Origin of the sequence: Bifidobacterium callitrichos, assembly GCF_008698085.1 — a bacterium.
GTDB lineage: Bacteria > Actinomycetota > Actinomycetes > Actinomycetales > Bifidobacteriaceae > Bifidobacterium > Bifidobacterium callitrichos.
Genome location: NZ_RZJP01000001.1, coordinates 624,683 through 639,751, shown reverse-complemented (window position 1 = coordinate 639,751; position 15,069 = coordinate 624,683). Strand labels below are relative to the sequence as shown.

The window sequence follows — 15,069 nt, the reverse complement described above, 5'->3', positions numbered from 1 at the left end:
CATATGACTTTCGCTTTCGCACGATTCGCTGATCACGACGATTCGAGAACGTCGTCTTCGCGCCCGATCATGCTCCCGGTCGTGGCGGCGCTGCTGATGTGCCTTACCATGATCGTGCCGTCCATGGTGCTTGCTCCCGTCGCCGTGGCGGCGCAGACCGGAACGATGACCAACGAGATCACCGACCCGCAGAACCTGCTCGGCTCCAACGTCTCCACGGTCACCGACAAGATCAAGCAGACCGAGGAGACCACCGGAGTGCACGTGCATCTGCAATACGTGGAAAGCTTCGGATCAGACATCACGCCGTCCACATGGGCGAACCGCGTGCTGGAGGCGAGTAAGCCGGAACCCAACACCGTGCTGCTCGCGGTGGCCTCCGGCGACGGCAATCTCATTGTGGCTGTCTCGTCGAACTCCGACGAATGGCTGCGCGACGAGAACACCGTCGACGAGCTGAGCAAGGCGGCCACGGCCCCTCTGGCCAAGCAGAACGACCAGAACTGGTCGGGCGCGGCGATCGCCATGATGGACGAGATCGAACAGCAGAAGCGGACCTCGACCAACTCGCGCGCCATCAGAATCGGCGTCATCGTCATGGGCGTCGTGCTCATAGTGCTCGTCATCGTGATCGTGGTGACGCTGACCGTGCGTCGCCGTCGCAGGGGGCGCAGAGCCGCCGGCGGCTCCGGATCGAAGTCGTCGAAGAAGTCGGACAGGTCGTCGAAATCGCAGCCGGCGACCGGTGCCGGTGCCGAGCCCGCGGCGGAGGAGAAGGCCATGGCCGACCTGCTCAATGCGATCGAGAAGGATGAGAGGAACGAGGAGAGCGGCGGAGCCAGGCCGATGACCCGACGTCAGATGCGCGAGGCGCGCAAGGTCAAGCGGGGCCCGTTCGGCCGGAAGTAGGCAGGACAGGCCGCACATCGCCAGGCCGGTTCGATCGGCAAAGAACGCACAGACGCCTTTCAGGAAACCTCCAGACAGAGAGGCCAAGCTGGAAGCCATGAGCAAGCCTATTGAAGCAAACATCGTCGTCGTCGACGACGAGCCGTCCATCCGTGAATTGCTGGTCGCCTCGCTCCATTTCGCGGGCTTTGAGGTGAACACCGCAGCCTCCGGCTCCGAGGCCATCGAGGTCATCGAGAAGGTCAGGCCCGACCTCATCGTGCTCGACGTCATGCTGCCGGACATCGACGGATTCACCGTCACCCGCCGCATCCGTCAGGAGGGCATCGATTCCCCCGTCTTGTTCCTCACCGCACGTGACGACACTCAGGACAAGGTCATGGGACTGACCGTCGGCGGTGACGACTACGTCACCAAGCCGTTCAGCCTCGAGGAGGTCGTGGCGCGCATCCGCGCCATCCTGCGCCGCACCCGCGAGCAGGAGGAGGATGATCCGGTCATCCGTGTGGCGGATCTGGAGATCAACGAGGACTCCCACGATGTGACGCGTGCCGGTCAGACCATCGATCTGAGCCCCACCGAATACAAGCTGCTGCGCTACCTGATGGACAACGCCGGACGAGTGCTCTCCAAGCCGCAGATCCTCGATCACGTCTGGCAGTACGACTGGGGCGGCGACGCGGCCATCGTCGAAAGCTACATCTCCTACCTGCGCAAGAAGGTCGACGGCATCGAGGTCACCGACGAGAACGGAGAGAAGCATAAGGTCACGCCGCTTATTGAGACCAAGCGCGGCATCGGATACATGATTCGCGAACCGAAGTCATGATCGTACATCCCGCGAACACCGCCGGAACGTCGAAACCAACCGCAGCTGCAGGCGCTCCCGGAAGGCCCGCAGCCCCCGTCCCTGCGGCGGGCAAGGGCCCGTGGCATCGATTCACCCGACTGTTCCTCGACAGGATCGACCGCGTCTCGCTGAGCGCCAAGCTCGTCGCCTGCACGCTGGTCATCCTCATCGTCGGAACCGTCGGCATTTCGGCTACCATCCGCCAGCTCGTCAGCGGCTACATGCTGGAGAAGACCGACTCGCAGATCATCTCGCAGCGTGACATCGTCTTCCAGTACGTGCAGCAGAACCCCACACAGAACAGCGGTCTCAACAGCTACTTCGTGGAGGTCCGCTACGCGAAGGACGGTAAGCTGACGAACATTTCCAGAACGCCATCCTACCCGGTGCTGGAGGGCAATGTCGTATCCATGCCCCAACTGCCGTCCAACGCGCAGATCACCGCGGACATGCTCGGCAAGCCGTTCACCACCAGCGCGAAGGTCGTCTCACTGCAGACGATGAGCTCGAACTCGTCGGGCACAGTCCCCGGTACGGGCACGCCCGACGCCAGCGGGGGAGCTGCGGATGGCTCCGGATCGACCGGATCCGACGGCTCCTCCGACCAGTCCGCGAACGGCGCGGATCCCGGGCAGTCCCAGCAGTCGTCGCCGGACGGCCAGAGCTCTGATGCGTCGGGTTCCTCGCAGGCATCAGGGACACCGGTCACCAGCTCCCGCAAGACGCTGCAGGCGGCAAGTGCCCCGTGGCGCGTCGGCGTCTTCCAATGGGAGGACAAGGAGACGGGCGCATACAGGGGAGTCGTGTTCATCGGACTGTCCCTGGCCGATCAGATCGACACCATCAACACGCTCACCCGGTACTGCATCACGGTGGGCATCGCGATCGTGCTGCTCGGCGGATCCCTGTCGGCGCTGATCATCCAGCGCACGCTCGACCCGCTCAAGCGCATCGAGAAGACCGCCGCCAAGATCGCCGCCGGCGATCTGAGCCAGCGTGTCCCGTACGCGCCGGAGAACACCGAGGTCGGCTCGTTGTCGGCATCGCTGAACATGATGCTCACACGCATCGAACAGAGCTTCCACGAACAGGAACAGACCACGGCGAAGATGAAGCGGTTCGTCTCCGATGCCAGCCACGAGCTGCGCACACCGCTCGCGGCGATCCACGGCTATGCGGAGCTGTACACCATGCAGCGAGGCATGCCCGGGGCATTGGAGCGCGCCGACGAATCGATCGCGCACATCGAGCGTTCCAGCCAGCGCATGACCGTGCTCGTCGAGGACCTGCTGTCTCTGGCGAGACTCGACGAGGGTCGCGGCATCGACATGACCCAGACCGTCTCGCTCACCACGCTGGTCACCGATGCGGTCGACGACCTGCACGCGCTCGACCCGCAGCGCGAGGTCACCCGCGGCACGGTGGCGTTCGAGCCATCCAGCGACATGACGCATCCGAGCACCCTCGGCATCGAAGGCGACTCGATGGCGTCGATCACGATCACCGGCGACGCTTCGCGTCTGCGGCAGGTCGTCACCAACATCGTGGGCAATATCCACCGGTACACGCCCGATGATTCGCCCGCACGGGTGGGACTGGGAGTCGTGGCCGCGTCGATCACCCCCGAGCAGCTCTCCCGCATGCCCTCCAACGACGAATCGCTGCGGCGGTTCCTCGAGGCGGCCGAGGTCGGACACACGATGCACACCGGCACCAACTATGCGGTGCTGCGGTTCGAGGACCACGGACCCGGTGTGCCCGCCGAGTCTCGCGCGCAGATCTTCGAACGCTTCTACACGGCGGATCCCTCGCGCGCCCGCGAAAAAGGCGGCACTGGCCTCGGCCTTGCCATCGCGCAGTCCGTGGTCAAGGCGCATAGGGGACTCATCTGTGCCACCGAGACCTCGGGAGGCGGTCTGACGTTCACGATCATGCTGCCGCTGGGACCGGTGGATGCCAATGCGTCCAGCGAAGTCGGCGCTGCTGCCGCAACGGGCAAGAACGGCGGTGCGGCAGGCAGCGCCAAACAGGCTCGTCAGACCAAGCGAGGCAAGGACGGCAAAGGCGGCAAGGACGGCGGTAAGCGGGGATCGTGGTTCTCCCGTTCACGCTGATCGCGGTTTCCTTCGGCTTCGCCATCGGCGTGTGACGGGGTGATGCGGTAGAATAAATCGGCTTAGCAATACTGGAGTAGGAAAGTGAGAGTGTACGATGCCCACCGGTCGAGTTCGTTGGTTCGATGCCGCCAAGGGATATGGCTTCATCACCAGTGAGGAAGGCAAGGACGTGTTCCTGCCCGCGGCCGCGCTGCCGACTGGCGTCACCACGTTGCGCAAGGGCGCTAAGGTGGAGTATTCCGTCGTCGAAGGCCGCAAGGGACCGCAGGCCATGGATGTGAACGTCGTCGCCGCCGCGCCGTCGCTGGTCAAGGCCACGCGGCCGAAGCCGGACGATATGGCCGCCATCTGCGAGGATCTCATCAAGATGCTGGACTCCGCGGGCAACACGCTGCGCCGCCATCGCTATCCCTCCTCCGCCGAGAGCCGCAAGCTGGCAACCCTGCTGCGTGCGGTGGCGGACAACTTCGACGTACAGGACTGAAAACCGCATATGACCGATACGAGCGAAACCAACATCACCGACGACGAGGAGCAGGACATTGCCTCCCCGCAGCCGCGGATCGATCCTCGTGATCTTGCGCGCGCCGTGGCCATCGAGGTGGCCGAGGAGCCCGAACAGGTCGGTGATGTGGTGGACGCCATCGATTTGGGCGACGGCGTCACCGATTTCCGCATCGCCGCGCACATCCGCGGATACGAGGGCTGGCAGTGGTCGGTGACGCTGTACCATGACGAGGAACTCGATCACTGGACCGTCAATGAATCCTCGCTCATTCCCACGTCCGACGCGCTGGTTCCCCCGGCATGGATCCCGTGGAAGGATCGTCTGGAACCCACCGATCTGGCACCGACCGATTCGATCGGCACCGATCCCGACGACCCCCGTCTCGAGGAGGGATTCCGCAGGACCGATCCTGTCGTTTCCGTTGATGCGGCTGATGCGGTTGCTGACGCCGATGCCGCCGGTACTGTCGAAGAGCGACCGTCCAAGGACGGCGATGGCGACGGTGAAGGTGACGGTGATGGCAGCGATGAGCAGCGGGAGACAGCCGTCGATTCCAAGGAGGACGTCGATGAGGCGGTCGAGGAGTTCGATCTGTCCCGTCGGCATGTGTTGTCCTCGCTCGGCCGTGCGCAGGCCGCCAAACGCTGGTATGAGGGCCCGCGTGGCCCGAAGGCCATGAGCACGAAGACCGCTGATGGCAACCTGTGCTCGACGTGCGGGTTCTTCGTGCCGCTCAAGGGCGAACTGAACCTGCTGTTCGGCGTGTGCGCGAACAAGTGGAGCCCGGATGACGGTCGTGTCGTGTCCCTCGACCACGGCTGTGGCGAGCATTCGGAGATCGAGCCTCCGGAACCCAGTCGTCTGTGGGTGCAGTCGAAGCCCGCCTTCGACGATCTGCACATCGACATCATCGCCCAGCGCCCGCGCGAGGACCGTGCCCAGATCGAACTGCTCGAAGCGCAGGACGACGACACCGAAGACGTGAACGACGTCGACGTGAACGATGCGGATAAGGCGGCCGATGCCGCCGTCGATACGGACGCGCAGGACATCGCCGACGCGCAGGACATCGACGAGAACACCGAGATCGATGCCGATTCCGAGGACGTCGAGGAGAACACCGTCCCCGACGACGAGTCCGAGCCCGAGGTCGAGTCCACCGTCGATCTGAGCGGTGAGCCGGATATTCCGGGTACCGCGGATACCGCAGACGATGCAGGTGATGAGGATGAATCCGAAGAGGACGATTCCGAGGGGTCCGAGAAGAGTGATACCGAGGACGGCGGCGACAATACGTCCGACGGATTCAAGGACGATGATCCGGACTCCGTCGACAACGGCGATACCGTCGGCGACGATGACACCGTCGATGCCGGCGGTTCCGAGGAGTCCGAGCAGGTCGAATAGCGATCACGCCGATACGCACAAGGGCTGTGAATCGTTGGGATTCCAACGATTCACAGCCCTTTGTCGAACGTGCCCTCGGTGGGACTCGAACCCACACTGCGCAGATTTTGAGGCTGCTTCCTCTACCAATTGGGATACGAGGGCGATCCCATGCTTCGATCCGGACATCGACCGCATTCATAGACCGATGCCCAAAAGCACTCGTGACAATGTACCACAACTCTCCGACCGCGTTCGCGCGACATGCCGGCCGAAGCCACGGCGCTGCGGCACGGAGACGAGTGCGGCCGACAGCGTACTCCAGCGTGGCTCACGACGAATGAACATTCGCGATCTACAATAAATTTGGAACGTTTCTCATGGAAAGGACCGAGGAGGGACCATGAACAACGAGACCTATCGTCAATTCGACCCGTGGCGTCCCGCGCCGCTCAAGGAGGAGTCGCGGACCCAGGTGATGACCAGCCACTACTTCAACATCGACAGCGTGACGCTCGAATCGGCGCAGGCCGGCAGCATCAAGCGTACCGTCGTCCACGTGAACAACGGCGATTCCGTGTCGGTCGTCGCTCTGACCGAGGATGGCAGAATCCCTCTGGTGGAGCAGTATCGCATCCCGATCCACCGTTGGACCCTGGAGATCCCCGGCGGCCACGCCAACACTCCGGACGAGCGTCCGCTCGACGTCGCCAAGCGCAAACTGCGCGAGGAGGCCGGATACGAGGCCAAGTCGTTCCGTCAGGTGATGCGCTACGCCAACACTCCGGGCTTCACCACCCAGTACACGTCCCTGTACTACGCGACCGGACTGACCTCCGTACCGGATGACCGCACCCAGATCGGGCCGGAGACCCCGCGTTCCGAGGTTCGCCTCTACACGATCGACGAGGCGTACCAGATGGTCGTCAACGGCACCATCATGGATGTGAACTCGATCATCGCGATCCTGCGCATGCATTCGGGACTCTCCGAGATCGAGGGCGACTGACCACTGCGATGAACGGCAACCGACGCCGGCACCGCACCGGTATTGTGCCGATGCAGTGCCGATATTGCGTTGCGGGCACGTCGTCCGCGGCCAATCGCGGTTATGCGTTAAAATCACGAAGCATACAGAATTCAGCCAAACAACGCACGTAGGAAAGGGACTGGCATGGTTGCTAGGAAGACCGCTGATCAGGCTCCGCAGATGGAACCGGTACTCACCGAGGAGGAGCTCGAGGCCGTGGCTCGCGGCGAAACCGACATCAAGGAGACGGCGGCTCCCGAAGTGGATGAGAACCGCAAGCGCACCGTCGTCGTGGCCGAGGACGAGTCCGTCAATCGCATGGACCTCGTCGGCATGCTCGAGGACAACGGATACGAGGTCGTCGGCGAGGCCGCCAACGGTGAGGAGGCCGTCGAACTGACCCGTGCCAAGCGTCCGGACGTGGTGTGCATGGACGTCAAGATGCCGCGAATGGACGGCATCACCGCCGCAGGCATCATCTGCGACGAGAACATCGCCCCCGTGGTGATGCTCACCGCCTTCTCCCAGCCCGATCTGGTCAAGAAGTCCACCGGCGCCGGCGCGATGGCGTACGTCACCAAGCCGTACGAGGAGTCCAAGCTCATCCCGGCGCTCGAGGTCGCGATGGGCCGCTTCGCCGAGATCAACGATCTGCTCGACAACGTCGAGCGCAGCGAGAACAAGCTCAAGGAGACCAAGGAGGAGCTCGCCAAGGCGCAGGCCGATCTGCAGAAGGCCCAGGACACGCTTGAGGAGCGCAAGCTCGTCGATCGCGCCAAGGGTCTGCTCATGGACAAGGCTGACTTCTCCGAGCAGGGTGCGTTCCGCTGGATCCAGAAGACCTCGATGGATCAGCGCATCCCGAAGAAGCGTCTGGCCATGGCCATCATCGCGAAGTACGGCGATCCCAAGCCTGAGCGCGACGAGCACTGACGGTTCAGGCCCCGATAAGCCCCGATAAGGAATCATGGCGGATATCGAATCCACTGAGACCACCGAGACGCGCGGAACGCTACTGGTCGTTGACGGCCATTCCTTGGCGTTCCGCGCGTTCTTCGCTCTTCCGGTCGAAAACTTCTCCACAGCCTCCGGTCAGGCCACCAACGCCGTATGGGGATTCGCCTCGATGCTCTCCCAGGTCATCGAGTCCGAAAAGCCCGATCGCCTCGCCGTCGCCTTCGACGTCAAGGGCGGCACGTTCCGCAATACGCTGCTGCCGCAGTACAAGGGCACGCGTGACGCCGCCCCCGAGGAGCTGCTCACCCAGTTGCCGCTCATCCAGCGGATGCTCGCCGCACTGGGCGTCACCTATATCGAGAAGCCCGGCTACGAGGGCGATGACGTGATCGGCACGCTCGCCACGATGGGCGATCACGCCGGATACCACACGCTCGTCCTCTCCGGCGATCGTGACGCGTTCCAGCTGATCGACGATCGCGTCACCGTGCTGTACCCCGGGCACCATTTCAAGGATCTCAAGCACATGACCCCACAGGCCGTCGTCGCCAAATACAAGGTGACGCCGGCCCAGTACCCGGATCTGGCCGCATTGCGAGGCGAGACCGCCGACAACATCCCCGGGGTTCCCGGCGTCGGCGATGGCTTCGCGGCCAAATGGATCAACCTGTACGGCTCATTGGACGGCATCCGTGAGCACGCTGATGAGATCGGCGGCAAGAAGGGCGAGGCCCTGCGCGCCAACATCGATCAGGTGATGCTCAACCGCAAGGTCAACGCGCTGGTGCGCGATCTGGATCTCGGCGTCACCGTCGATGATCTGACCTTCGGCGATCCCGATGTCGACGAACTCGACGCGCTGTTCAAGCAGCTCGAGTTCGGACCGCGCACGAAGAACCGTGTATTGAAGGTCTTCGTCAGCGGCCGCTCCGTGCACGGTACGGACGGCAAACGGACCGGAACCGGAGCCGCCGGATCGGCGGGAGCGAAGGCCGAGGACGAGTCAGGCCTGACGATTCCCGAGGCCACGCATGCCGCAGGCGCCGAGGACATCGCGCTGTGGGAACGCGAGAACCTGCCGGCTGCGGAGGATGGCGCGAATGATGACGCCGACGCGAACAACGTGCCGAACCTGATCATCCACGCGGAAGGCGACGACCGTCCCGGACGCGTCTCGCTCGAGGCGGTCACGCTGCTCGCCGCGGACCGGAACACGGCCCTCGTCCTCGATGCGCCGTTCGGCACCGACATGGCCGCAGCGTTGGAAGGACTGCTTGATCGTCATCGTTCGATCCTCGCGGTGCACGGGTACAAGGAGCATCTGCATCTGCTGGCGGCGTACGGGGTCGACGTGCCCCAGCCGGCGTTCGACACCAAGCTCGCCGGATACCTGATCCGACCGGATTTCCACGCGGACGGTCTGGAACAGGCCGCCTCCCAGTTCCTCGACCTGCATCTGGACGAGGAGCAGCCCAAGGCCACGCAGGGCCTGCTCGACTTCGACGCCGAGCCGGACGATTCCGCGGATTCCGGCGACGGCGAGTCGGACGAGAGGCGTAAGCAGGATGCGACGCTGCTGCGCCACGCCGCCATCGTCGCCGCGCTGACCCGTGAGCTCGGACCGAAGCTCGAGGCGTGCGAGCAGACGAAGCTGCTTTCCGCCATCGAACTGCCCGTCTCCCGTGTGCTGTTCGGCATGGAGAACGAGGGCGCGAAGCTCGACATGCGTCGTCTCGACGATCTGCGTGACATGTTCGCCGCCGAGGCGAATCAGGCGCAGGAGATCGCGTGGGACAACGCCGGATCGCGCGTCAACCTGCAAAGCCCCAAGCAGCTCGCCAAGGTGCTGTTCGAGGACATGGGACTGAAACCCACCAAGCGCACCAAAAGCGGTTCGTACACGACCAACGCGGATGCGCTGCAGACCCTGTATGTGCGCAACGCGGACAACGATCGCGCCAGCGGATTCCTCGGAGCACTGCTGCGCCATCGCGAGACCAACAAGCTTCGGCAGATCGTCGCCACGCTGATCGACGCGGTCAACCCGGCGGACGGGCGCATCCACACCACGTTCGAGCAGACGGTGGCCGCCACCGGACGCCTGAGCTCGGTCGACCCGAATCTGCAGAACATTCCGAACCGCAACGCGGCCGGACGCGAGATCAGATCCGCGTTCGTGCCCGGCGAGGGCTACGAATCGCTGATGAGCTGCGACTACTCGCAGGTCGAGCTGCGCATCATGGCCCACCTGTCCGGAGACGAGGCGCTGATCGAGGCGTTCCGTTCCGGCGCCGACTTCCACCGCTACGTGGCCAGTCTCGTCTACCAGCTGCCCGTCGACGAGATCAGCGCCGACCAGCGCAGCCACGTGAAGGCGATGAGCTACGGACTCGCCTACGGGCTGAGCACCTATGGCCTGTCCCAGCAGCTCAAGATCAGCCCGGGGGAGGCCGAAGGACTCAAGGCCAAGTACTTCGCGACCTTCGGCAAGGTGCATGACTTCCTGGAATCGTGCGTCTCCGAGGCGCGCGAACGCGGCTACACGGAGACGATGTTCGGCCGCCGTCGCTACTTCCCGGCGTTGAACTCGGTCAACCGCGTCGCACGCGACGCCGCCGAACGCGCGGCGCTCAACGCGCCGATCCAGGGCACGGCCGCCGACATCATGAAGATCGCCATGATCCATGCCGATGAGGCGCTGCGCTCCGCGGGTCTGAACAGCAGGATCATCCTGCAGATCCACGACGAACTCGTCGTGGAGATCGCGCCCGGCGAGGCCGAACAGGCCACACGTCTCGTGCGCGAGGCGATGGAGGGAGCCGTGTCCCTCGATGTGCCGTTGGACGTCTCCACCGGCATCGGATCGGATTGGCAGCTCGCCGCGCACTGAGCCATCACTGACTCAGCTCTGACCCATACGGGCCCGAGGAAGCCCGGACCAGATCAAGGGAGGACATCATGCCGAATCTCAAACAGGTCGTCGACGTACTTGAGAGCCTGTATCCGTTGCGATACGCCGAACAGTGGGATGAGCCGGGGCTCATCGTCGGAGATCCGGCCCGTCCGGTCACGCGCATCGTCTTCGCCGCCGATCCGACCTCGGCGATCGTCGACGAGGCGATCGCACATGGCGCCGACCTGCTCATCACCCACCATCCGCTGTTCTTCCGGTCGGTGCATCAGGTGTCCGGACTCGGCTTCCGCGGCGCCATCGTGGATCGTCTCGCACGCGCCGGCTGTGCGCTGTGGGTCGGGCATACCAACGCCGATGCGGCGTATCGCGGCGTCGCACAGGCCGCCGCGGACGGGTTCGGGCTCGTCGACCAGTGCCCGCTGGTTCCCATTGACGATCCCGCTTCGCCGCACGCCGTCGGTCTCGGACGTGTGGGACGTCTGGTCGAACCGGTCTCGTTCGAGGCGTTCGCCAGACGCGTGGCCACAGCCCTGCCCATCGATACCGCGCTCGGCGTGCAGGCGTGCGGCGATCCGGACGCGCCGGTCTCGACCGTAGCCGTGCTCCCCGGATCCGGCGACTCCCTGTTCGACGAGGTGCGCGCCGCCGGCGTCGACGTGTACGTGACCAGCGATCTTCGCCACCATCCCGTCACCGACGCCATCGAACAGGCGCGCTATGAGGCGTCGATGCGTGCCGCCGGCATCGTACTCGACAGGGGAGGGGAGCCGGGCGACGGACAGGTGCGCCCCTGCTTCGTCAACACCCCGCATTCGGCCATCGAATCGATGTGGTTCCGTTACGCCATCGAGGACGTTCCCACGGCAATCGAACGCGCCTTGGGGGAGCGGCCGGTCGTCGACTGGATCCGACGCAACACGGATCCGTGGACCTTCACCATCCATTCGGGACGGATCGTCACGCCACGCACGCCGGCCACGTCGGATACGGGTGTCGGCGACGGCAACGGCGATGCGAGGGAGGCTTGACATGGCGACGGATGCGCTGGACGCCAGTTCCGACGGCATCGACATGAACACGCCCGCGATGGTGATCGACAGCCGCGAGGTGTACCGCGGCGCGATCTTCCACGTGGACGACATGACCATCGGACTGACCACCAACACGGGCGGTCTCGTACGTATCAGACGGCAGGTGCTCCGGCACGCGCCATGCGTGGTCATGCTCGTGCACGATACGACGACGGACCGGTATCTGATCGAACGCGAATACCGTGCCGGTAGTGACATCTTCGCCTACGGACTGCCCGCAGGACTCATGGACTCGGGCGAGGACGTGGAGACGGCGGCGCTGCGCGAACTCGCCGAGGAGACCGGCGTCGTGCCGACATCCCGCGACGCACTCGACATCGACCACGTCGGCGACTACTACTCGTCGGAGGGGATGACTGATGAACTCGCGCACATCATGGTCCTCCATCTCGACTCATGGACGCATCGCGACACGCACTTCGACCCCGACGAGCACGTCGAATCCGCATGGGTGGACTGGGACGACCTTCTGTCCACGCGCATCACCGCGTCCAATTCGATCATCGCCATCCAGCACGAGACGATACGACGGCTCCGACACGAATCGAACCGTGTCTCCTGATCCCGCGTTCCACGCCGCTTCGTCCACGAAGAAACACCGACTGTTCATACAACAACACATTTCCATACGATTTGAGGTGCGATACTGGTGACTATGCAGATACGACCAGGTTTAACCTATCCGCTCGGCGCCAGCTACGACGGCGCCGGAGTCAACTTCGCATTGTTCTCTCAGGTTGCCGACAGCGTCGAGTTGTGTCTTTTCGACGACAACGACTATGAGACCCGCATCCAGATGACCGAGCAGAACTCGTACATCTGGCACAACTACATTCCCGGCCTCCAGCCGGGACAGCGCTACGGCTTCCGCGTGCACGGACCGTACGACCCCAATCAGGGTCTGCGCTGCAATCCCTCCAAGCTCCTGCTCGACCCGTACGCCAAGGCCATCGAAGGCAACATCGACGGTGACGAGAGTCTCTTCTCCTACCGGTTCTCCTCGCCCGACAACCCCTACAACGTCAACCTGCTCGACTCCGCGGCGCACACGATGAAGTCCGTGGTCGTCAACCCCTACTTCGACTGGGGCAACGACCAGCACCCGCGCATCCCGTACCACGACTCCGTGATCTACGAAGCCCACGTGCGTGGCATGACCAACCTCAACAGGGACGTGCCTCCGGACATCCGAGGCACCTACGCGGGCCTCGCATACCCGACGGTCATCGAGTACCTGAAGAAGCTCGGCGTCACCGCCATCGAGCTCATGCCGATCCACCAGTTCGTCAACGACTCCTTCCTGCAGGAGAAGGGGCTGTCCAACTACTGGGGATACAACACCATCGGCTTCTTCGCTCCGCACAACGCCTACTCGTCCGCAGGCGAGCGCGGCCAGCAGGTCAACGAGTTCAAGTCCATGGTCAAGGCCTACCATCAGGCCGGCATGGAGGTCATCCTCGACGTGGTGTACAACCACACCGCCGAAGGCAACCACATGGGTCCGACCCTGAGCTTCAAGGGCATCGACAACCGCTCCTACTACCGTCTGGTCGACAACGACCAGCAGCACTACTTCGACACCACCGGAACCGGCAACTCGCTGCTCATGCGTTCGCCGCACGCGCTGCAGCTCATCACCGACTCCCTGCGCTACTGGGTGTCCGAAATGCACGTCGACGGCTTCCGATTCGATCTTGCCGCGACGCTGGCCCGTCAGTTCCAGGAGGTCGACAAGCTCTCCGCGTTCTTCGACATCGTCGAGCAGGATCCGGTCATCAGCCGCGTCAAGCTCATCGCCGAACCGTGGGATCTGGGCTCCGGCGGCTATCAGGTGGGCGGCTTCCCGTCCAGCTGGTCCGAATGGAACGGCCGTTACCGCGACACCGTTCGTGACTTCTGGCGCTCGCAGCCGTCCACGCTGCCCGAGTTCGCGTCGCGCCTCATGGGCTCGTCCGACCTGTATCAGATGAACGGACGTCGTCCGGTCGCGTCGGTCAATTTCATCACCGCGCACGACGGTTTCACGATGAACGACCTCGTGTCGTACAACGGGAAGCACAACGACGCCAACGGCGAAGGCAACCGTGACGGCGAGTCGAACAACCGCTCGTGGAACTGCGGCGTGGAGGGTCCCACCACCATCCTCGACGTCAACGAGCTGCGTCAGCGTCAGATCCGCAACATGTTCTCCACGCTGCTGGTCAGCCAGGGCATTCCGATGATCTGCGGCGGCGACGAGGTCGAGCGTACCCAGCAGGGCAACAACAACGCCTACTGCCAGGACAACGAGATCTCGTGGACCGACTGGGATCTGGATGAGACGCGCGAGGACATGTTCGAGTTCGTCTCGAAGCTCATTCACCTGCGCCTCGATCATCCGGTGCTGCACCGGCGTCGCTTCTTCTCCGGACGTGAGCCGGGGGAGGACACCGAGACGATCCCGCAGGTCGAATGGTTCGATCACACCGGCTCCATCATGGACATGGAGGACTGGCAGAACACGCACGCCTTCTCGATGATGGTGTACCTCAACGGTTCGGATATCCCCGAGCTGGACTACTACGGCAACCCGATGGTGGACAACGACTTCATCCTCATCTTCAACGCGCACTACGAACCCATCCAGTTCACGCTGCCTGAGGAACGTTACGGCCACAAGTGGAAGCTGATTGTCGACACGCACAACCCGAAGGGTCCGGTGCTCAACTACGAGGCCGGGTTCACGATCACCGCGCAGTCGCGCAGCTTCATGCTGCTGATGAGCGCCGAAAAGCCCGTCCAGCCGCGCAACTTCTGATCGGTAGTCGATTTCTGTCCGTTTGTCGGCCCCCTCGTCAGAGGGGGCTGTCAGCGGCTGACTGGAGGAGAGAAGTCGACGGGGAACATCGGTGCGACACGCGGGTTGACGATTCGTCAAACTGTAGTAAACTCATCATCTGTTGTCTGATCGACACCTGCCCGGGTGGCGGAATGGTAGACGCGCTAGCTTGAGGTGCTAGTGCCTATTTTTAACGGGCGTACGGGTTCAAGTCCCGTCTCGGGCACGGATAACATACGATTGAGGCCTCGTGGAAACACGAGGCCTTTTCGTATTGCCGCTTCAGTTTCGTTTCCGGAACCCGATCATGTCGAAGGGCCGTGAGCCTCGGGGGATTCAACGCCGAACTTGGCCGCAGTCGCGTTGAGTCCCACGAATCCGGGGGACTCAACGCGACTCCCCGCGTTTTCCGTGCTGAGTCCCTCGATGTCACCCGCCTGTATCATTACCGGACCGGAAGCGAACCATCATTGCCATTCGGGAATGGCG

11 protein-coding genes and 2 tRNA genes are annotated in these 15,069 nt (G+C 63.6%); 12 read left to right on the top strand and 1 reads right to left on the bottom strand.

Annotated elements, in window-relative coordinates:
* Nucleotides 1–3 precede the first annotated feature (3 nt).
* The 5 genes from EMB92_RS02820 (at nt 4) to EMB92_RS02800 (ending at nt 5,791) form a co-directional block, all read left to right on the top strand.
* Nucleotides 4–909, top strand: coding sequence for a TPM domain-containing protein (locus EMB92_RS02820; RefSeq protein ID WP_052119322.1), 906 nt, complete (start codon nt 4–6; stop codon nt 907–909).
* Nucleotides 910–1,006: 97 nt separating this feature from the next.
* Nucleotides 1,007–1,738 (top strand): response regulator transcription factor, encoded by a 732-nt coding sequence (locus tag EMB92_RS02815; protein WP_043167544.1) that lies wholly within the window; start codon nt 1,007–1,009, stop codon nt 1,736–1,738.
* A gap of 242 nt (nt 1,739–1,980) precedes the next feature.
* Nucleotides 1,981–3,873, top strand: coding sequence for a sensor histidine kinase (locus EMB92_RS02810; RefSeq protein WP_395951747.1), 1,893 nt, complete (start codon nt 1,981–1,983; stop codon nt 3,871–3,873).
* 97 nt (nt 3,874–3,970) lie between these two features.
* On the top strand, nt 3,971–4,360 hold the full coding sequence (locus tag EMB92_RS02805) for a cold-shock protein (RefSeq protein WP_043167542.1): 390 nt from the start codon (nt 3,971–3,973) through the stop codon (nt 4,358–4,360).
* 9 nt (nt 4,361–4,369) lie between these two features.
* Nucleotides 4,370–5,791, top strand: coding sequence for a DUF3027 domain-containing protein (locus tag EMB92_RS02800; RefSeq protein ID WP_081887153.1), 1,422 nt, complete (start codon nt 4,370–4,372; stop codon nt 5,789–5,791).
* A gap of 70 nt (nt 5,792–5,861) precedes the next feature.
* Here EMB92_RS02800 and EMB92_RS02795 read toward each other — a convergent pair.
* A tRNA-Leu gene (locus tag EMB92_RS02795) sits at nt 5,862–5,935 on the bottom strand.
* A gap of 238 nt (nt 5,936–6,173) precedes the next feature.
* Here EMB92_RS02795 and EMB92_RS02790 point away from each other — a divergent pair.
* The 7 genes from EMB92_RS02790 (at nt 6,174) to EMB92_RS02760 (ending at nt 14,806) form a co-directional block, all read left to right on the top strand.
* Nucleotides 6,174–6,779: an NUDIX domain-containing protein gene (locus tag EMB92_RS02790; RefSeq protein ID WP_043167540.1), complete on the top strand. Its 606-nt coding sequence runs from the start codon at nt 6,174–6,176 to the stop codon at nt 6,777–6,779.
* A 165-nt stretch (nt 6,780–6,944) separates the two neighbouring features.
* Complete coding sequence (locus tag EMB92_RS02785; protein ID WP_043167538.1) at nt 6,945–7,733, top strand: ANTAR domain-containing response regulator; 789 nt, start codon at nt 6,945–6,947, stop codon at nt 7,731–7,733.
* A 34-nt stretch (nt 7,734–7,767) separates the two neighbouring features.
* Nucleotides 7,768–10,647, top strand: a complete 2,880-nt coding sequence (polA, locus tag EMB92_RS02780; RefSeq protein WP_043167536.1) for a DNA polymerase I — start codon at nt 7,768–7,770, stop codon at nt 10,645–10,647.
* Nucleotides 10,648–10,715: 68 nt separating this feature from the next.
* Nucleotides 10,716–11,699 carry a Nif3-like dinuclear metal center hexameric protein gene (locus EMB92_RS02775; protein ID WP_081887154.1) on the top strand — a complete coding sequence of 328 codons (984 nt, stop codon included), beginning with the start codon at nt 10,716–10,718 and terminating at the stop codon, nt 11,697–11,699.
* A gap of 1 nt (nt 11,700) precedes the next feature.
* Entirely contained in the window at nt 11,701–12,324 is a 624-nt protein-coding gene (locus tag EMB92_RS02770; RefSeq protein WP_081887155.1) for an NUDIX hydrolase, read from the top strand.
* A 93-nt stretch (nt 12,325–12,417) separates the two neighbouring features.
* Complete coding sequence (gene glgX / locus EMB92_RS02765) at nt 12,418–14,559, top strand: glycogen debranching protein GlgX (protein ID WP_150393698.1); 2,142 nt, start codon at nt 12,418–12,420, stop codon at nt 14,557–14,559.
* 159 nt (nt 14,560–14,718) lie between these two features.
* Nucleotides 14,719–14,806, top strand: a tRNA-Leu gene (locus tag EMB92_RS02760).
* Nucleotides 14,807–15,069 lie beyond the last annotated feature (263 nt).